Annotated in this window: 15 protein-coding genes; 7 read left to right on the plus strand and 8 right to left on the minus strand. The window is 71.0% G+C overall.

Annotated features, from left to right (window positions below):
- The first annotated feature begins 10 nt into the window (after positions 1-10).
- Positions 11-424, plus strand: a complete 414-nt coding sequence (gene msrB / locus QWU11_RS21155; protein ID WP_290115796.1) for a peptide-methionine (R)-S-oxide reductase MsrB — start codon at positions 11-13, stop codon at positions 422-424.
- A 14-nt stretch (positions 425-438) separates the two neighbouring features.
- On the opposite strand, the gene QWU11_RS21160 is transcribed toward msrB, so the two are convergent.
- The 4 genes from QWU11_RS21160 to QWU11_RS21175 are packed head-to-tail and all read right to left on the minus strand — an operon-like array spanning position 439 to position 5,554.
- A complete protein-coding gene (locus tag QWU11_RS21160) occupies positions 439-3,294 on the minus strand; it encodes an ATP-binding protein (protein WP_290115797.1) in 2,856 nt (951 codons plus the stop codon).
- Positions 3,295-3,297: 3 nt separating this feature from the next.
- Entirely contained in the window at positions 3,298-3,876 is a 579-nt protein-coding gene (locus tag QWU11_RS21165) for an exonuclease (protein WP_290115798.1), read from the minus strand.
- Between the two features lie 44 nt (positions 3,877-3,920).
- On the minus strand, positions 3,921-4,241 hold the full coding sequence (locus tag QWU11_RS21170) for a hypothetical protein (protein WP_290115799.1): 321 nt from the start codon (positions 4,239-4,241) through the stop codon (positions 3,921-3,923).
- Complete coding sequence (locus QWU11_RS21175) at positions 4,238-5,554, minus strand: hypothetical protein (RefSeq protein ID WP_290115800.1); 1,317 nt, start codon at positions 5,552-5,554, stop codon at positions 4,238-4,240. The genes QWU11_RS21170 and QWU11_RS21175 overlap by 4 nt, the downstream gene beginning before the upstream one ends.
- 266 nt (positions 5,555-5,820) lie before the next feature.
- Between QWU11_RS21175 and QWU11_RS21180 the strand changes: the two genes are divergently transcribed.
- From QWU11_RS21180 to QWU11_RS21200, 5 genes are read left to right on the plus strand one after another with little or no spacing between them, the layout of a single operon-like run.
- The gene (locus tag QWU11_RS21180; protein ID WP_290115801.1) at positions 5,821-8,034 is read left to right on the plus strand and encodes a hypothetical protein; all 2,214 of its coding nucleotides are present in this window, start codon (positions 5,821-5,823) and stop codon (positions 8,032-8,034) included.
- A 5-nt stretch (positions 8,035-8,039) separates the two neighbouring features.
- Positions 8,040-8,498 carry an HD domain-containing protein gene (locus QWU11_RS21185; RefSeq protein ID WP_290115802.1) on the plus strand — a complete coding sequence of 153 codons (459 nt, stop codon included), beginning with the start codon at positions 8,040-8,042 and terminating at the stop codon, positions 8,496-8,498.
- A complete protein-coding gene (locus QWU11_RS21190; protein ID WP_290115803.1) occupies positions 8,488-9,624 on the plus strand; it encodes a hypothetical protein in 1,137 nt (378 codons plus the stop codon). The genes QWU11_RS21185 and QWU11_RS21190 overlap by 11 nt, the downstream gene beginning before the upstream one ends.
- Positions 9,625-9,626: 2 nt before the next feature.
- Positions 9,627-10,064, plus strand: a complete 438-nt coding sequence (locus tag QWU11_RS21195; RefSeq protein WP_290115804.1) for a hypothetical protein — start codon at positions 9,627-9,629, stop codon at positions 10,062-10,064.
- A complete protein-coding gene (locus QWU11_RS21200) occupies positions 10,052-10,537 on the plus strand; it encodes a hypothetical protein (RefSeq protein WP_290115805.1) in 486 nt (161 codons plus the stop codon). Before QWU11_RS21195 ends, QWU11_RS21200 begins: the two co-directional genes overlap by 13 nt.
- A 64-nt stretch (positions 10,538-10,601) precedes the next feature.
- Here the strand turns inward: QWU11_RS21200 and QWU11_RS21205 are convergent, their stop codons facing one another.
- From QWU11_RS21205 to QWU11_RS21220, 4 genes are all read right to left on the minus strand, one after another.
- A complete protein-coding gene (locus QWU11_RS21205; protein WP_290115806.1) occupies positions 10,602-11,750 on the minus strand; it encodes a M48 family metalloprotease in 1,149 nt (382 codons plus the stop codon).
- 72 nt (positions 11,751-11,822) lie between these two features.
- The gene (locus QWU11_RS21210) at positions 11,823-13,010 is read right to left on the minus strand and encodes an MFS transporter (RefSeq protein ID WP_290115807.1); all 1,188 of its coding nucleotides are present in this window, start codon (positions 13,008-13,010) and stop codon (positions 11,823-11,825) included.
- 78 nt (positions 13,011-13,088) lie between these two features.
- Positions 13,089-13,400 carry a YciI family protein gene (locus QWU11_RS21215; RefSeq protein ID WP_290115808.1) on the minus strand — a complete coding sequence of 104 codons (312 nt, stop codon included), beginning with the start codon at positions 13,398-13,400 and terminating at the stop codon, positions 13,089-13,091.
- Between the two features lie 60 nt (positions 13,401-13,460).
- A complete protein-coding gene (locus tag QWU11_RS21220; RefSeq protein WP_290115809.1) occupies positions 13,461-14,417 on the minus strand; it encodes a helix-turn-helix domain-containing protein in 957 nt (318 codons plus the stop codon).
- An 89-nt stretch (positions 14,418-14,506) separates the two neighbouring features.
- On the opposite strand from QWU11_RS21220, the gene QWU11_RS21225 reads away from it, so the two are divergent.
- A complete protein-coding gene (locus tag QWU11_RS21225) occupies positions 14,507-18,580 on the plus strand; it encodes a S8 family serine peptidase (RefSeq protein WP_290115810.1) in 4,074 nt (1,357 codons plus the stop codon).
- Positions 18,581-18,622 lie beyond the last annotated feature (42 nt).

The following is an 18,622-nucleotide window of genomic DNA, read 5'->3' on the forward strand; positions in this document are numbered from 1 at the left end:
TGACAAGGGCGTGACAGTGATACGCAAGAGCGACGACGAGTGGAAGGCCGAGCTTTCGCCCGAGGAGTACCACGTCCTCCGCGAGGCCGGCACCGAGGCCCCGTGGACCGGGGAGTACGTCTCCACCAAGACGGTGGGCGTCTACAACTGCCGCGCGTGCGGCGCCGAGCTGTTCCGCTCGGACACCAAGTTCGACTCCCACTGCGGCTGGCCGAGCTTCTACCAGCCGAGCGAGTCCGACGCGGTGACGCTGCTGGACGACAGCTCACTCGGAATGGTCCGTACGGAGGTCCGCTGCAAGAGCTGCGGCTCCCACCTGGGCCACGTCTTCGAGGGTGAGGGCTACCCCACCCCGACCGACCAGCGCTACTGCATCAACTCGGTGTCCCTGACCCTCGCCCCCGAGGAGCAGGACGCGAAGTAATCGGCGGGGCGACGTCACTCGACGGGCTGGTAGAAGCGGAGCAGGCCGCCGATGTTGGTCAGCTCCGTGGTGGCCTCGGTGAGCAGCCGTGGCCAGTCGCCGTCGTCGCGGTCCGCGGCGACGGCGGTTTCGATGGCCGAGCGCGCCGCGGTGCCCCACAGCGTGGCGTGACGGGCGGCCTCGTCGCGCTGGCCGCGGTCCCACCACCGGGTCACGTGCTCCAGTTGCCCGGCGAGGTCGTTCCCGGGAATGGGGCGCCCGTACCGGCGCTCCCAGGTCGGGCTGTCGGGATGGCGGCCGGCGGCCGGGTCGCGGCGGTGGGCGGCCTGGAGCTCTTCCAGGACCAGGCACCACTCGTACGGGACGGTGAACCACTCGGGCTCCTCGCCCGTGCAGACGCCGCCTCCGCCGAGACGGCCGCGGAGGGCTCCGGCGAGGTGGTCGGCGAGCCGGCCTGGGTCGGTCCGGGCGGTGATCACCGACGCGCGGGCGTCGACGGCGGCGTCGACGGCGTGGGACAGGGCGCAGTCGAGGAGCCGGTCCGGGAGCGCGCGCAGCGTGTCCAGGATCGCCGGGCCGGGAACCGGCGCGCCCCAGCCGGACAGGTGCGCCGCGGTGGTGAGCTCGACCCACAGCACGACGGCCGGGTGGTCGGTGAGGACGCGCTGCGCGGTGCGCATGTCCCGCAGCGTGCACGGCGAGGTGTGGCAGTCGGTGCCGCACGTGCTGCTGCGGGAGCCGACGAGCACGCCGGGTGAGGCGAGCCGTACGGGCCGGGCCTCGGCGGCGGTGCCATCGGGCATGCGGGCCAGGTGAGGGTAGTCCATGCCGTCGGTGAAGACGGCGCCCTCGCCGGGGCGCAGGGTGACGAGGAACTGGGACTGGGCGTCGGTGATGTTCATGGTCGCGCCGACGGCGTCCCGGTCGTCCTTGGCGGGCAGCCGGTGCACGATCTTGACGGCGGTGTTCTTGATGACGTCGGGCACGAGCTTGGAGGGGATCTGCTCGGCGACGATCAGGCCCTCTCCGTACGCGCGGATCTCGGCGAGCAGCCCGGCGAACATCTCGACGGCGTGCGCGGCCGGCCCGGTGTCATCGCTCTTGCGCAGCAGCCGGTGGGCTTCCTCGAAGACGCTGAGATGCCGCAGGCCGGCCGGGGCGCCGCCCTCGGCGCGCTGGCGCATCCGCAGATGCTCCACCAGGCGGACCAGGACGGTGCCCATCAAGAACGCCTTGTCGCGGTCGTCGCCGACGTCCTCGATCTCGAACACCACGTTGCGTGCCAGCAGGCGTCCGAAGTCGATGGGGTGGCCGCCCTCGAAGAACCGGCCCGTCGTGCCGAGGCGGAGGCTGGACAGCCGCACGCGGATGAATCCGCGAACGTTGTCGGTGATCTCCTTGCCGTACCCGATCTCCGTCACGACCTCCTCCGCCGCGGCCTGCAGATCGGCCAGGGTCGGGTAGCGGGGAGCGGTGCCGGGAGTACGGGGTTCGCCGAGGGCCAGGTCCCAGCCGAGCTGTTCGTAGCAGCGGGTCAGCGCCGCGGCCAGGACCTGGGGGAAGGGCTCGTCGGACTCGAACGCGGCCAGGAACAGCGCCCGCACCAGGTCCGCGTGGGTCTGCAGCGGGAACGCCCGCCCGTCGGCGTCCTTGGCGGGTTCGAGGGGGTTGATGCCCGCCGCGATGGCTTCGACGTCGCCGGGGCGGATCGCGACGACTTCGGCGTCGGGCAGGCGGGCGGCCATCAGCCGGTATTCGGCCTTGGCCGGCTCGACCACCAGCCACGGCAGCCCGGCGGCGGTCGCGGACGCCAGCAGCCCGCGTACCGTCTGGGACTTGCCGGCACCGGTCGCCCCGCAGACGAAGGTGTGCCGGTTGAGGCTGTCCAGCGGGACGGACAGGACTCCGACGTCGGTACGGTTGCGGTCCAGGACCTGCCCGAGCGGCACTCCGCCCGCACCCGGGGTGGTCTCGGGGGTGACGTCGAACTCGGGGCGGACGGCGAACCGCACCCCGGGCACCTCGCGTACCGGGGGCCGGGCGAGCGCGGCGACCATCCGGGACCCGGCCTCGAACGGCCAGCCGGGCCCCGAGACGACGGGCTCGCCGGTGCCGGGCAGCGGCGCCAGCGCGTACGGCACCCCGTCCAGATCCGCCGAGGCGCACACCAGCGCCGCGACCCGGGCCGCGGCCTGCTCGCTCATGCCGCCGGCCAGCAGGCGCACCCGCCACAGGCCGCTCGAACCGCCCTGGCGCAGCTCCCGGTGCCGGCGTTCCAGCCGCAGCGCCCGCACCGCGTTCTCCGGGGAGCGTTCGGCCATCGACTGGGCGGTGTACGCGCGGTCGGCGACCTCGTCGGCGAGCCGGCCGCTCTCGCCGGGATCGATGGGTTCGGCGAGGAGCAGCCACGCGAACGGCTGCGTCCACACCGACAACAGGCAGTCCTCCAGCGAGGGCCGCACCATCTGCTGCCCGGGGTCGGTCCGTTCGTCGACGAGGAGACCGTCGGTGATCCCGCCGATCCGCGTCCAGCACGGCAGATCACCCATCGCGTCCGCCACCGCGCCCGGACGCAGCAGCCGGCCGCGCCCGCCCGCCGGCAGGCTCAACGCCGCCGCGCCGGCGTCGCCTTCGGTGATCAGTCCCTGGCCGCCGACGAACACCTCCACCGGCCCGGCGGCCAGCGTCCGCCGCCACCCCACCAGCACCGGCCCGTCACCGTGGTACGCCGACACCAGCGCGGCGAGCCGCTGATCTCGCGACTCATCCCGGCCACCGGCCTCGCCCTCATCGGTGAGCCGGCGCCGCGGCACCTCCGTCAACCGGCACGCCGGGACGTCGCGGACCAGGTCCCACACCGATTCGGTCACCGCTCAGCCCTTCCGCGCCATCAGGTTCTGGAACAGCTCCGCCTGCTCGACCGCGTCATCCAGCGCGTTGTGCGTGTGCGGACGCCGGGACAGCAGGTCCGCGGGCATCTGGCTCTTCGTCGAACGGGAGATGAGCGTCCCGGCCTTGGCCGCGTACAGCGTCTTCATGTCCACATGCCGGGAGTGACCGAACGGGGACCCCCTCTCCGCGAACCGCACGAAGTACCAATAGGCCCACATCCAGTCATAACCGAGTGGATAGGCGACGAAGACCGGCGTCGCGCCGGCCGCGATCTCCGCCACCCACGCGGACGCGGCGCTCATCGCCTCGCCCGGATCCCGGCCCTCGACCGCGAGCCGCTCCCGGTCCAGGCCGCTGACCGCCAGCGCATCGGGTACGAACGTGTCGCTGATCGGCTTCAGCTCCGCGTAGAACGTCCGCGCGGCCGGATCGCTCGCCGTGAAACCGGCGCCGTCGGCGGTGCCGCAGGCCGCCATACCGAGGCTGAGCAGGGAGTACGGGCCGGGAATCGGCCCGTCCGCCTCCACGTCCACCGACACGTACACCTCACGCCTGGCCATGGGTGTCCTTCCGATACTCATGACGGGCATGTCGGCTCGTGCCCTCACTCGGGCGGATTCTTCTCTTCCCATGCCTGGGAGATCTGCGGGAGCACGTGAAAGAGCCGTTCTCGGCACGCGGCCACCGCTGCATGGTCGTAGTCGGCTTCGCGGGTGGTCGCATCGAGCTGCCAGTCGTTCGGCTCGTTGCCCGGACGCCACAGGTGGATGTTGACGCCTGGTGCTATCTGTCCCTTGCCGGGCGTGTCTTTGGAGAGATCGTCGGTGTCACCGATCCGCATCCCGGTCGCCTCGCTCAGGAGCCGGCTGTGGTAGCCGTCGAGGTCGGCGGTGAAATGGAAGTCGAACAACGTCTTGATGCTCATCGATTGGTCTGCTCCTCAAGTTCGATCACTTTCCAGTCGCTGTCGTGCAGTCCCGTGGCCGGTCCTCGGTGATCGAACGTGGCGATCGTGACGTCCCGTCCGAGAATGCCCTCCCAGCGTCCGGCCCAGTCATGGAGCGCCGGGGCGACACGTTCCAGATGCCGGTGTTTGTAGTGGCCGCCGTGTTCGGACCGCCACCCGGTCTTCGGATCGGCCTTCTCGAACTGCTGGAACCGGTCGGCCAGGCCGTCGCTGGCCACTTGAAAGTCGTAGTCGCTCGGCTCGTTGGTCGCGTCGAGTTCGTACATGCTGTCGAAGAACGGCGCGGCGGGTTTACCTCCATCCTCAGCGAAGCCCGCCTCTCGATACGTCGCGACGGCGTTGTCCGTCCGCCGCGTCCGTTCCTCCGGTGGTGCGTTGCGGTAATGGTCGGTGACCTTGGCGCGTAGTTCGTCCTCAGTCTGCGGGAACGACTTTTTCGGGTTCTCCGAGCAGAACCGGGCCGCGGAGCCCTTGAGGCGTACGTCGGCGTCAGTGATGCCCTCGGTGGCGAGCGCCTCGTGCAGTTCCCCCGTGCACATGGCCCATTGTTCGGGCTGTGTCCCGAGAGGTGTGCGACGCTCGTGCATGTCCCAAGCCTGCTGTGGGGAGATTCCGGCGAAGGCGTACTCGCGATCAGTGAACGCGTAGTCCGACCGGTCGGTGACCTCCGGATACATGGGTCGTTCCGCGGCCGCGTCCGGTCGATCCCGCCGTTCGAGGGGCCCCGTGACCTCGGCCGTGGAGGGCGAGTCGGTGCTCTGGGCGGCGGATTTCCGGAATGCCGCCTCTGTGGATGGCCGGGTGTCCTGGGATCCCCAGATGACCGACGGACGGATCTCTGCCGCGATCCCGTCGGTGACGTCCGCGCGCGCACCCGACTCTTCGGCCTCGGGTCGTTCCTGCTCCTCGCCGACCACTTCATCGGGGAACGCACTGCGATCCTTACGCGTGCCCTCGACGGACGGCGCACTGTCGTCCGTGCCCGTGCCGACGGCGGCAGCGCTTTCGGGCGCGGCCACCGAACCGGCTGGTTCTGGCTCGGTGGTGGATCCCACGTCCTGCTGGGCGGCTTCCGGCTTGTCTTCGCCCGGCTCCTGATCTGTGCGGCTGCTCGTGGTGTCGTTGGCGGCGGCCGCGCCCGCGCGGCTGTCCGCCCGGGATGGCGCGCCATCCGCGCCAGGGGCATCGGCTGGAGTACGGCGCTCGGGGGCGGCAGGTTCCTCTGTCACCTCGGCGTCGGTGTCGCCGATGGTCGTGCGGTCAGCGGTCACGACCAAGGCCCGCCTGAAGATCGAGGAAGTGGGCGCCCGGTGAGGTGAATGTGTACCTCACAATCCGCTTCCTCCCCGTGTGTGCGGCCTTGTGACGCGTCTGCGGCCGAGGGGCCAGGTTATTGAGCGGGTCGCCCGATTGGAAGCGTTCGCCCCATACAGAAGTAGTGACAAGTCCGCTATGGCTCTGCTTGGGTTGTTAACCGGGGATGGTCAAAGGTGATTGTCAAGTACGTGCGCGGTGGGGGTACGGGGGTTTCGGAATCATGACCGTCGAACCGGTCAGTCGTCAGTCGCTGCTGGAACGGCGGTCTCTGCTGTTCTCCCCGGATCCGCGGCTGGGCTGGGTCTTCCGTGATCGCTGGGCGTTCTACACGCCGTTCACCGATCCTCGGCCGCAGCCTCGGCGGCTGCCGGAATACCTGCACCGGCAGGTCGTCCAGACCGAACAGGTGGCGCGGCGGCGCCTGACCCGAACTTTTCCGTTGAGTCTTACCGCATTCGCGGTCCTGGCGGCGTTCTCGGCGTACGCGGTCGGCGACCATTCGCTCGCAAAGGCATCGGTGCCGGTCGGGTCGATCCTTTTGGCGTTGATCTGTCTGGCGCCGGGCGCCGTGCTGACCGGGATCGCGCTCCGCATGCGGCGTAACGCCCGCGCGGCGTACGAGCTCGCGCGTCGCCAGGCCGAGCAGGCGTACGAGGCCGAGCTGAGAAACTGGCAGGCGCGCCGGCACCACCACGAGGCGAACGAACGCGGCGCGGCGAGCGCGCGCCCGGAGTGGGGTACGGTTCCGCGTCCCCTCGCCAAGCGGCGCCTGGACGTGTTCGGCGGCACGCTCTTCGGCTGGGAAGCGCTGCTGAGCACCTATGGATCCTCGGCCTTGATCACCGGGCCGCTGCTGGTCATCGACCTGTCGCGGGAGCTGGTGTGCGGGGAGCTGGCGTCGCTGGCCCGGGCCGCGAACATCGAGGTCGACACCCAGCTCCTGCCGGCCCGGCTCGCCGCGTCCACCCTGCTGTCCGGGCTGGGCGCCCGGGAGCTGGTGGACGCGATCGTGGAGTCGATGTACGGCGGCTCGGCCGAGGCCGCGCGGGCCGAACGCAGCATGGACGACCGGATCTTGACCAAGGTCTGCGACGCGCTCGGTGAGCACGTCTCCCTGGCACGGATCGGCGCGGCGCTGCGCGCTCTCATGGGCGAACCGGATGACTCACCGGTCCTGGAGCGCGACGAGCGCCGTCGTATCGGGAACGAGCTGTTCAGCGTGGAGTACCGGCGCCAGGCGCACGCGAACATCTCCCGGATCGAGTCCTACATCCACCCCATCGAGGGTCTCGGCGCCGAACCCGAGGACCGTACTCCGGGGTTCCTGACGTGTATCGCGCTGGACAGCGAGGCCCGCAACGTACGGTCGGAGCTGTTGACCGACCTGATCGTGCAGTGGGTCACCCATCGGGTCACGGCCTCTGCCGACCCCCGCCCGTCCGTGGTCGTCGCCGGCGCGAACGAGCTCGCTCGCCGTCACCTCGAACGCCTCGCCGACGCCTGTGAACGCCGGGGCGTACCGCTGACGCTGTTGTTCCGGCGGTTGCGGGAGACCGGCGGGGAGATGCTCGGCGGAGGCGCGGTCGCGTTCATGCGGCTGGGCGGCCACGAGGACGCGGCCAAGGCCGCGGACTTCATCGGCCGGGACCACAAGTTCGTGCTGTCCCAGATCACCAAGAACGTCGGCGGCAACGAATCCCACACCGACTCCGACACCGAAGGCGCCGGCGATTCGGACACGATCAGCACGTCACGTTCGCTCGGCACGTCGACGAACTGGGGCGACACCCGCTCCTCGGGCGTGACCCGCTCCGGAGGAGGCCCTGCCGGGTTCTTCACCGACCGCTCCACCAACACCGGTGACTCCCGTACCCGGGGCGGAGGGACGAGCGAGACGGACACCACCGGCGAGAGTCGATCGGTGTCGAGAAACTGGTCGAGTGCCTACTCGTACGCCGAAGGAACGAACTGGAGCGACGCCGACACCAGTCAGCGCGTCTATGAGTACGCCGTCGAACCGGTCACGCTGCAGCACCTCCCCGACCACGCCCTCCTGCTCGTCGAGACCCGCCCGGAAGGCGGCCGGAGACTCACCCCCGTCGAGTGCGACCCGGCCATCGTGACCTTGGACCGCGTCGCGACCACCCCGCTACCGGACCCGCCGCGGCACCGGGCCACGCAGCCCCCGCCGGTAACGTACGCGCCGCGATGGGCCGCACCACCACCGGTCGAACCACCGCGCACGCAGTTGCCGTACGCGCCCGGCCCGCCATCGGGACACCAGGCCGGCCCCCGCCCAGCGCCACCGCAGCCCAAGGCCGGGAGGACCTGGCCCCGTACCCCACCCGGCACCACCCCGCCGCCGCGCCGCGCGCCACGAGACGACGACTCGCCGGGACCACCGCCGCTGTTCGGCCGCGACGGAAACCGGTGAACCCGATGTTCGCCGTGGAAGAGGCCATCGCACTGGCCCGGAAGGCACATGCCGGCCAGACCGACAAGGCCGGCCGCCCTTATATCGACCATCCGCTCCGCGTCATGCACCGCCTTACCGGCGAACACGAGCGGATGGCCGCCATCCTGCACGACGTCCTGGAGGACACCCCGACCACCGCCGAGGACCTGCGTACGGCCGGCTGCCCAGAACCGGTCATAGCGGCCGTACGAGCCCTGACCAAGAACCCCGGCGAGCCACTCGAGGACAGCATGGCGCGCGCCGCTGAGAACCCGATCGCCCGCGCCGTCAAACGCGCCGACATCGCGGACAACAGCGACCCGGCCCGCCTGGCCCTCCTGGACGAGCCGACCGCGAGGCGCCTACGCCACAAGTACGCCGAAAGCACCCGCCTCCTCAACCGCCACGCCAGAGCCGCAGGGGAGAACCCCGATGGCCACTGACCGCGCGAGCGACGGCACCGACACGAACGCCGAGACCACAGAGGCCCAACCCGACCGCCGCCCGCCACCACCGGCGGACCGGCCCGGAACCGACGGCTACCCTTCCCGCGCCGAAAGCCGCGACCGAGCAGCCGCCGCCAACGAGACCAGCACCCAGAACACCGAGAAACCGGCCGACGACAAAGCGGACACCTCGCACGCATCGCAGGAGACCTCCGGCGAACAAGGCTCCAATGCCACCGAGAAGCCTGAGCCGCCCGGCACACCGGAGTCCAACGAGGGAACCGGCAACGACGGTGCCGGCAAGCGGGACGACTACGGTCCCTCGCAGGAAAACACTGAGGCCCGGTCCGACACGGCACCGCCCTCGGACGGCGTCATCGGTTCGACGAAGGAGACCGATCGGCGCGAACAGCTACCCGATGGTCAGAGCGCTCCGGACGACGGCACCACCTCGCCCGAGACGGATAAACAGCCCGTATCCGCGATCGCGACCGAACGACCTGAAGACGAGGACACAGGGAAGCCACTCGCCGACGACGACTCGACTCGGATGACAGATCGCTCCGTTGAGGCACTCGCGGACGAGGAAGCTGCTGCCGACACCGACGATGCCTCTAGCAGCGGTGCGAAGACGCTAGCCCGACGATTCGAATCACTCGATGAAGCAGACCCCGGAGCGACCGACGAGCGTAGTGCGGACGTGAAGGGCACCACCGACGAGGGGACTGAGCTCACCCTCCAAGGTGATTCAACGAGCGAACGGACCGAACCAACTTGGGCCACCGGTGGACTGGATATCGCAGGAATCCTGCCGACCGGCGAAGAGCTGGTCAAGATGGAAAACGACAAGCAGTCCCGGGCGGAGAGAGCCCGTCGGAAGATGTATGAATCCGGCGAAGAGGTCCTCGACGACGTAGGGAAGGTCGTCAATCGGATCGACCAGATCTTCCAGCGTCCGCCGGCCGGCCATCCAGAGACGAGAACAGGCCCGGAAGCGGTCCCAGCACCGCATGATGGGATCAACGCAGCGGATACTGTAACCGCGCTGATCGCGGCGGGTGTCGTAGTCGGCGAGGTCTACCGCAGAGGCCGTGAGAGGCTGAAACAAAAGAAAGGTGTTTGACGATGCCGGTGACTGCTAATCAGGTAGCGGCCCTGAAGGCTTACCTGACGGGGGACTTTGATAGCCACAAGCGGCTATTTGGACAGCTCGACCGGACCGCTGCCCAGACCGGTTACACGGCGCTTCTTACCGCCGCGTTCTTCGAAGCGGTTGATCGTAGATTCGCGCCGGACGGCAAAACCGCCGACGTGGTCGAGTTCGTCGCCGACGTACGGACCCGTCACCTCACGGACGCCGATGAGATCGACCCACGTGCTGCCGAACGTCTCATTCTCGCCATCTTCACCGATGAAGAAGTCGACGATATTGACACTGAGACCAAGGTCAGCACCCAAATCATCCTCTTGTACGCGCTGATCGTCGATGCGCGACTCGACGATGCTCAACTCGATGGATTCTTGGTCGAAGCCAGCAAGCTGGCCGACGAATGGACCAGCTGACGCGATCGGCGGAGCGCGGCATGCTGGTGAGCGGCGAGCAGGTGGCGGCGCTGCGTGCCTTCCTGGCACTTGACCCCGACCAGGCTGGACGGTTGACCGAGCAACTTGTCGAGTCCGGTCGTGTGGAGGGGTACGGCGAGTTGGTATATGCCGCCTTCGTCAGCGCGGTTCGTCGCCGGTTCTCCCCGACATGGACGGTCGCTGACGTCATCCGGTTCGTGGCCGCTAAGCGCGCTGAGCTGCTTGAGGATGGCGCAGAGGTTGATCCTCTCACTGCGGAGATCTTGGTTAGGCGAGCACTCGGTGGTGGCATCGCAACCGAGCTGGACGAGAAGTCCAGAGCCCGCGCACAGATTCTTCTGCTTGGCGAGATAGTGGCCGATGCAGGGTTCGATGATGCAGGGCTTGATGATTTCCTCGCCCAGGTACGCTCATTGGCCGATCAGATGACCTTAGGTGATCTACCGGGCTGACACACCGACCGGTTAGCGTCTGTCCTTTATGGCCGTCTGTGCAGACGGCTGTTTTTGCCAACGACTACTGTACGAATTTTCTGCGCAGACGCTGGGCACGGCGTACGTCAAGGGGCGGGAGGGCGAGCAGACGGCCGGTGCGGTCAGTGCCGATGATGCCTGCCTCAATGGTGATTTCCAAGGCTGAGAGTAGTTGCGGGCCCAAGCCGAGGCCAGCCACTGCGTGGTCGGCATTGAACTCGGTCCGGTCGGTGGAGAACCGGGACAGGGCCGCGCCGACGACGGCGACGCCGACCGGGATCACCAGGACCGCGAAAACGATGGCCACCGCGATGGCGAGCAGGAACGTCACCAGGAACCCGAACGGAGTATGCCACCGCACGGCCACCCGCCACATGCGCCGTACGGGATGCCAGATGCGGGTGAGCAGCCACCACAGCGCCCGGATCGGCAACGTCAGCTGCGTGTAGCAGAACACCGGCACGGCGTTCAGGCCGACGTGGTGGCTCAGCTCGTGGGCCAGCACCGCTTCGAGCTGGTCCGGTGGCAGCGACTCGGTCGCGTACGAGGTGAGGACGACGAGCTGTCCGGTCGTCGCGGGAGCGTTCAGCTCGCGTGATTTCACGATCATCAGCCGGACCCGCCCGGCGGACAGTCCGACGCGGTCCAGCGCGCGGCGGGCCGGCTCCTTGAGGCGGCGCAGCTCCTCCGTGGTCGGGTCACGGTAGCCGTACGCCTTCTGGAGGAACGTGGCCCGCCAGGACGCCAGCACCGCCCCGGCCGCCCAGACCACGATCGGCACGGCGGCGCCCCACAGCGGCCAGACCAGGTGCAGTCCGTAGGCGATCGGCGCCACGATGGTCAGCGCGCCGATCGCCGCCGGGATCAGCGTCGTCAGGGCGACGATGGTCGAGCCGAGCCCTGGCCCGGCCAAGGGGGGGCCGGTTATGGGCGTTCCGTCGAGCGGCGTCGCCGCGGCGTGGGGTACGGGCGAGGACGCATGCCGCGCCGGCACGGCCGGCGGTGGCGACAGGGGTCCGCGCGCGGTGCGGCCGGCGGGAAGCGACGCCAGGCCGGTCCGCGCCGGACCCGGCGCGGAGGGGGTCTGGGACGCGCCGCGGGTGGCGGCGGTCCACGCGCGGCCGTCCCAGTAACGCTGGAACGCCCGCTCGCGCGGGTCCGGATACCAGCCGGGAGGCGGTTGGCCGGTCACCAAACCTCTTCCTGTTCTCGGGCGGTACTTCAAGCCTGGAAGCACCATCCTCGCGTGCGATACCCGCACCTGTCACCCTCGGCGGACACCCGCCGAGTCCGGGAGGCGGCTCAGAACGGTGACGGCGAGGAGCACGGGGATCAGCGCGGACAGCGTCCAGGCCAGGCCCGCGAGTTCGGCGGTCCAGCCGATCACCGCGGGGCCGAGCAGGATGCCCGCGTACGTGAACGTCGTGAACCGGGACACGAGCACCGCCGCGTCCCCGCCCGCCCGGCCGGCCGCGCTGAAGGTCAGCGGGAGCAGGACCGACGTGCCGAGGCCCATCACGGCGAAGCCGGTGACCGCCGTCGACGGCTGGGGGATGAGCACGGCCATCGCGAGGCCGCAGGCCGCCACCAGGCCGCCCGTGCGGAAGACCGGTGAGGCGCCGAACCGCAGGGTCAGGCGGTCGCCGGCCAGCCGCCCGCCGGTCTGGCCGGCCGTGTAGGCCGTGACCGCGGTCGCGGCCAGGCCGAGCGACGCGCCCCTGCTCTCGTGCAGGAAGATCGCGCTCCAGCTCAGGGCGGCGCCCTCGCAGACCATCAGGGCAGTGCCGGTCAGGCCCAGGGCGATGATCGTACGGGTCCAGCCGCCTCGCCACCCGCGGCGCTCGCGTACGGCGGCGTCCGGTGGGGTGGACGGCAGCAGCGGTCCGATCAGGAGCCCGCCGGCGAGGAGTACGGCCGCGGCGGCCACGAGATGCGCGGTGGAACCCACACCGGCGTGGGCCAGGGCGGCCGCCGCCAGGGAGGCGACGACCGCGCTGACGCTCCAGGCGGCATGGCACCCGTTGAGGATCGGACGCCCGATGAGCCGCTCGACCGTGACCGCGTAGGCGTTCATGGCGGCGTCGGTGGCGCCGTGCACGGCACCGAGCGCCGTCGCGACCAGGGCGAACTCGACCGGACCACCGCCCACGCCCAGCAACGCCAGCAGGAACGGCATGGTCACGAGCGAGGCGCGAAGGACGGGCCGGCTCCCGACCCGGGCGACCAGCGGCCCGACGAACTGCATGGACGCGAGCGCCGCCAGGCCGAAGAACACTCCGACGAGGCCGAGCCGGCCGTCCGTCAGACCGTACTCGGCCTTCAGCGACGGCAGCCGCACGATGTACGTCGACAGTGTGAGCCCGTTGAGGAAGAAGACGGCCGTGGCGGGCCACCGGCCACGGCCCTCACGCGTCGCCGGCCGAGCGGTCGTCGTCCGGTTCTGGATCTCCATGGTGTGCGCCCTCCGTCGTCGTCCGTACGAACCCGTGAAGACGACGAACGCGGACCGGCGCTCCACGACACCGGAGCCTCACCAGAACGGGCGGAGCTCCAAGGTCCCGAAGGCCGCAGCCGGGTGCTTCGACGCCACCTCGATCGCCTCGTCGAGGTCGGCGCACTCCAGGATGTCGAAGCCGCCGACCTGCTCCTTGGTCTCGGCGAACGGCCCGTCCGCGACGAGCACCTCGCCGTCCCTGACCCGTACCGTCGTCGAGTCGCGGACCGGGCGCAGCCGGTTGCCCGTACGCCGGACACCGCGGCCTTCCATCTCCTCGACCCAGGGCGTGGGGTCGTCGTTCGGTTCCACGTCCTCGTCGACGCAGACGAGCATCAGATACTTCACGTCTCCTCCTTGATGAGAGCGTCCAGCGGTACGACGAACGGCGACGGCCCATCACGACCGCTAGATCCAGCCACGGCGGGTGGCCTGGGCGCCGGCCTGGAAACGGTTGTCGGCTCCGAGCAGGTCCATCAGGTGCTTCATCCGCCGCCGCATGGTGCGGGTGCTCAAGCCGAGCTGGCGGGCGATCGCGTCGTCCTTGAGGCCGGCGAGCAGCAGAGTGAGCAGCCTGCGGTCCTCCTCGGCGAGCGGCGACTGCGGGTCCGCGCCGAGGGGAGAGGCCTGTTCCCACGTGAACTCGAAGAACTGGATGAGGGCGTCCAGCAACGCCGAGGAGTAGACGAGCGCGGCCTCCGTGGTGGCCTGCTCCAGGTGCACGGACACCAGGGCGGCGTCGTGGTCGGCGATGGCCAGTTTGACCGGGATGCCGCCGGTCACCCGTGCCTGTTCTCCCAGCGCGGCCATCTTGTGGATGTCGTCCAGCGCGCCGGGCTGTTCGAGTGCCTCGGGCGCGTAGACGGCACGCCACCGTACGCCGCGCTGGAGCGCGCCGGGCTCGACCGGGTTGGTGGCGGCCAGGACGTAGGGCGGGCGGTCCAGCATCCGCATGTCCTCCCGTACCGCGTGCTGCAGGCGGAGGAACCGGCGGGCGACCTCGTCCCGTCCCGTGACGATCTCGACCGCGCCCGCCTGGCCGGCGCGTTCGCTGCGGAACAGCACTGTCATCTCGGCCGCCGCGGTACGCAGCCGGGCCAGCCCCTGCTCCCGGTCCCGGATCAGGGTCTCCAGCGCGACGTCCGGCTCGGCGGCGGCGTAACGCCTCGGCCGGCCGGAGAGCCGGCTCACCAGACCGCGGGCGCGCAACCGGTCCAGCGCCCCGACCAGCCGGGCCAGCCCGCAGCCGAGGCGGGACGCCAGCTCTCGCGCGGTGGCCTCCGAGACGGACAGCAACTCCCGGTACACCTTCTCGTCGAAGGCGGTCACGTCGAGCGGAGCCAGAATCCGGCCGTCCTGAAGCATGTCCGCATCGTGTCCGGTATGTGCCAACGTCCGCAATGAGCCACACATAACAATTGTCCGGCCTTGTACCAAAAGGTCATTGTGGGCCGGTGATCAAGAAACCAGGGCTGCGGCCCGTCCTGGCCGTGGCCCTGCTGGCCACGGTCATCCCCGCCGCAGCCGGCGGCGGAACCGCCGGCGCCGAGACAGGGGCGAGCGAGCGGGTCATCATCCAGCTCGACACCGCGCCCGGAGCGCGGCAGGAGAGCCTGCGTGACCAGGCCGGCCGGGCCGGTGTCACCCTGCGTCCCTCGCGGGAGTTCTCCCGGCTCGTCAACGCGGTCGCTGCGACCGTCCCCGCCGATCGGCTGGGCGCCGTACGGGCACTGCCCGGTGTGAAGGCCGTCTATCCGGACCTGCCGATGAAGGCCGCCGCCGACGCGAACATCGGTCTCATCGGCGCGCCCGATCTCTGGAAGCGCGAGGACCGGACGGGCCGTCACGTCACCGGTTCCGGCGTCACCGTCGCGGTCATCGACAGCGGTGTCGACGCCACCCACCCCGACCTGGCGGGGAAGGTCGTCGGAGGGCACGACTTCGTCAACGACGACGACGATCCCGCCGACGACAACGCGCACGGTACCCACGTCGCCGGCATCATCGCGCAGACCGCGCCCGGCGTCTCGCTGACCGCCTACAAGGTGCTCAACGCCGACGGCGCCGGCTACGAGTCGGACATCATCGCGGGCCTGGAGGCCGCCGTCGACCCGGCCAACCCGCACCGCGCCCAGGTCGTCAACATGAGCCTCGGCGGCCCGGGCGACGGCACCGACCCGCTCGGGCAGGCCGCCACCCATGCCGCGCGGTCCGGCGTGGTCGTCGTCGCGGCGGCCGGCAACGACGGCCCGGGGGCGTCGACCATCGGCACGCCCGCCGCCGCGGACGGGGTGGTGGCCGTCGGGGCCTCGTTCAGCGGAGTGCGGATGCCCGCCGCCCGGCTGACCCGGACCGGCGAGGAGCTGCAGACGACCCGCGCCGGATACTCGGCCAACCCACCGGTCAAGCCCGTCACCGGCACCCTCGTCGACCTCGGTCAGGGAGAGCCCGCCGACTTCGCCAGGGCCGGTGACCTCCACGGCAAGATCGTCGCCTACTCCGCACAGGCCGGCACCACCGACCTCGCCCGGGAGGCCGAGGACCGCGGCGCGATCGCCGCTCTCCTGTACTCCGGCGGGGACGCCGGCCCGCAGCGCACCGGCGTGCGACCGGCCACGCCTCACACCCTTGCATCGGGCGACGACCTGCGCATGGACAAGATCGTCGTGATGGGCGTGGACGAGACCCAGTGGGCCGAGCTGGGCCGGCTGAGCGCGCGGGGCAAGGTCCAGATCACGATCAGCGGTGAGGACGTCACCGACCAGATCGCCGACTTCAGCTCACGCGGCCCGACCACCCGCTACACGCTCAAGCCGGATCTGGTCGCACCGGGCGTCGAGATCCGGTCGAGCGTGCCGAAGGACCTGTGGCCCTCCGGGGAGTACCGCATGTCCGGCACCAGCATGGCGTCCCCGCACGTGGCGGGCGCCGCCGCACTGCTGTCCCAGCTCGGCACCCCGCACGTCGCCGCCACGCTCATCGGTGCCGCGAAGCCGCTGGCCGGCACCGGTCCGACGACCCAGGGCAGCGGCCGGCTCGACGTCGCCGCCGCGGCGGACGCGACCGTCACCGCTCAGCCTCCGGCCGTCTCGTTCGGCCTGGCCGATCTGCGTGACCGTACGACGAAGGCCAGGGCCACGGTCACGCTCACCAATGAGGGACGTTCCACCGTCAGGACGCGTCTCGGCGTCTCCGCGGCCCCGGGCAGCGCGGGCCGGGTCCAGGTCACCCCGTCGAGCGTGACGATCCCGGCCGGCCGGAGTGTCACGGTCACCGTCGGCGCCACCGCGGACCGCGCCGCCACCGACACCGACGTGAGCGGCTGGGTGACGGTGGGGGACCGGCTCCGCGTGCCGTACCTGCTCGCGCTGCGGCCGCTGCTGCTGAGGACCACGCCCGACCCGAGCGACGGGCACTCGGAGGTGTTCGCCTACGCCCCGGCGGACCTGGCCACGCCCCCGGTGGTGACGGTGACGGCCCCGGACGGGAAGCGCACGGACGTGACCACCACCCTCGACCACGACCGCTGGTACCGCGCCCCGGTGACCGGGCCGAAGGCCGGCACGTACACGCTGGAGGCACGGGCCACCACGGCCGGCGGCCAGGTGCTGTGGGGCCAGGGCACGTTCGAGGTGGTCGCGGCCGCGACCGGCGACCACCGCTGGGAGCCGATCGGGCCGAACGGCCAGGCCGGGCGGCTGGCGACCTCACCCGCGGCCCCCGGCCAGCTCGTCCTCGCCCAGCCCGGCAAGGCGGGGCTCTGGCTCACCACCGACCGCGGCCGGAAGTGGCGGCAGCTCGACCGGCTGCCGGTGGCCGGCGGCACCGGCACCGTCGTGGTCGACCCGAAGGACCCGAAACGGATGTGGTACGCGGTGAACGGCCGGGCCGACGCCGACTCCGTCGTCGCCTTCGACCCGACGTACGAGGGAAAGGTGCTGTCCACCGGCGACGCCGGGCGGACCTGGCAGACCCTCGCCTTCCCCGACACCCACGTGAACGCGCTGCTGTCGGAGGACCGGACGCTGGTCGCGGTGACGGCGGACGGCATCGTCAGCAGCGACGATGGGGGAGCGCACTGGACCACGCACGCGACGACGCTCCCCGCCGGTGTCCGGGGTGCGGCCCTGACCGGCGGCGACCTGTACGTGAGCGCGAGCGGCGGGGTCTGGGCCGTACGCGACGCGGTGGGGGACGATCTCGCCCCCGCGCGGCAGGTCCTCACGACCACCGGCGGGGCCACTCCGGTCGGCGTCGCGGCGGACGCGCGACTTGTCGTCACCGCGACCGCGGACGGCGTGGTCCGCGGCTCACGTGACGGCGGCCGTACGTGGAGCGTGCTCCACGACACCGGGCCGGACGGCGGGTACGCCGTCTCGGTGCGGATGGTCGGCGGGACCGTGTACGTCGGCGACACCGAGCAGGACTTCGCCGGCCGCGACCACGGCGCCATCTGGAAGGCGTCGCCCAAGCCCGCGAGAGGCCCGGTCGACGGCGACTTCGGCACGCTCGGGAACGACACGCTGGTGTCGGCCGAGAGCGGCGGCCTGTACTCCACGGGTGACGGCGGCGGCCACTACACCCGGATCGGCGTGCAGGGCACCTCGGTGCACGCGCTGGCGCTCGGCGAGCGGACCGACGGCACGACCGCGCTCGTCGCCGGCACCGACACCGGGACCACCGCCGCCGCGCTGCCGACCGGCCGGCGCGTGAACCCCGAGTGGGGCGCCAACGGCGAGGAAGGGACCGTCGGCACGACGATCGGCCAGCTCGCCGCCTCACCGTCGGACCCTCGCGTGCTCTGGAAGGTACGCACCGACGCGTTCCGCGGCTTCTGGCTGTCGCGTTCCGCCGACGGCGGCGTGACCTGGTCCGACGTCACCCACCAGGGTGAGACGCCGACCGCCCTGCTGGTCCACCCGGCCGACTCCCGTGAGGTCGCGGTCGGCTTCACCAGCCTGGCCGGCGACGGTCTCTACGTCACCCGCGACGGCGGGGAGACCTGGCGCAAGTACGTCCTGGGACACCGGGTCGACGCGGTGGCCGGTGACCCGGTCACCCCCGGCCGGCTGTGGATCGGCACGCCCGACGGCCTCTACCGCTCCGATGACGGCGGCGCGCACGTCACCAAGGCCGCCGACGGTGCGGTGTCGGCGATCGGCGTCGACCGCAGGAGGCCGCAGCGGATCGTCGCCGGCGGTGCCGCACTGCGGGTGAGCACCGACGGCGGCCGCACCTTCCGTACCGGAGACGCGGGTCCGCTGGCGATGCGGGTGTCGTCCCTGGTGATGTCGCCGCGCGACCCGGACGTGCTGTACGCGGGCACCGCGTCGTACTCCCAGAACGGGCTGCTCGCCGGCGGCCGGGGCGTGCTGCGCTCGGCCGACGGGGGGCTCACCTGGCAGAACGTCTCCGCGGGGCTGCAGAACACCGCCGTGCTCGGCCTGGCCGTCAGCCCCGACGGCGGGTGGCTGTACGCCGGTACCGAGCAGGGCGGGGTGCATCGCCTCCGCCTGCTGGACAGGTAGGCCCGGCCGCTGCCGTCACCGGGCGAACCGGTGACGGCAGCG

This window comes from Actinomadura sp. DC4 (assembly GCF_030406325.1).
Taxonomy (GTDB): domain Bacteria; phylum Actinomycetota; class Actinomycetes; order Streptosporangiales; family Streptosporangiaceae; genus Actinoallomurus.

Bases quoted from the DNA above. Each gene is read 5' to 3' on its own strand.
- QWU11_RS21165 (WP_290115798.1), bottom strand. From the start codon at position 3,876: ATGGCCAGGCGTGAGGTGTACGTGTCGGTGGACGTGGAGGCGGACGGG.
- QWU11_RS21170 (WP_290115799.1), bottom strand. From the start codon at position 4,241: ATGAGCATCAAGACGTTGTTCGACTTCCATTTCACCGCCGACCTCGAC.
- QWU11_RS21180 (WP_290115801.1), top strand. From the start codon at position 5,821: ATGACCGTCGAACCGGTCAGTCGTCAGTCGCTGCTGGAACGGCGGTCT.
- QWU11_RS21185 (WP_290115802.1), top strand. From the start codon at position 8,040: ATGTTCGCCGTGGAAGAGGCCATCGCACTGGCCCGGAAGGCACATGCC.
- QWU11_RS21190 (WP_290115803.1), top strand. From the start codon at position 8,488: ATGGCCACTGACCGCGCGAGCGACGGCACCGACACGAACGCCGAGACC.
- QWU11_RS21195 (WP_290115804.1), top strand. From the start codon at position 9,627: ATGCCGGTGACTGCTAATCAGGTAGCGGCCCTGAAGGCTTACCTGACG.
- QWU11_RS21200 (WP_290115805.1), top strand. From the start codon at position 10,052: ATGGACCAGCTGACGCGATCGGCGGAGCGCGGCATGCTGGTGAGCGGC.
- QWU11_RS21210 (WP_290115807.1), bottom strand. From the start codon at position 13,010: ATGGAGATCCAGAACCGGACGACGACCGCTCGGCCGGCGACGCGTGAG.
- QWU11_RS21220 (WP_290115809.1), bottom strand. From the start codon at position 14,417: ATGCTTCAGGACGGCCGGATTCTGGCTCCGCTCGACGTGACCGCCTTC.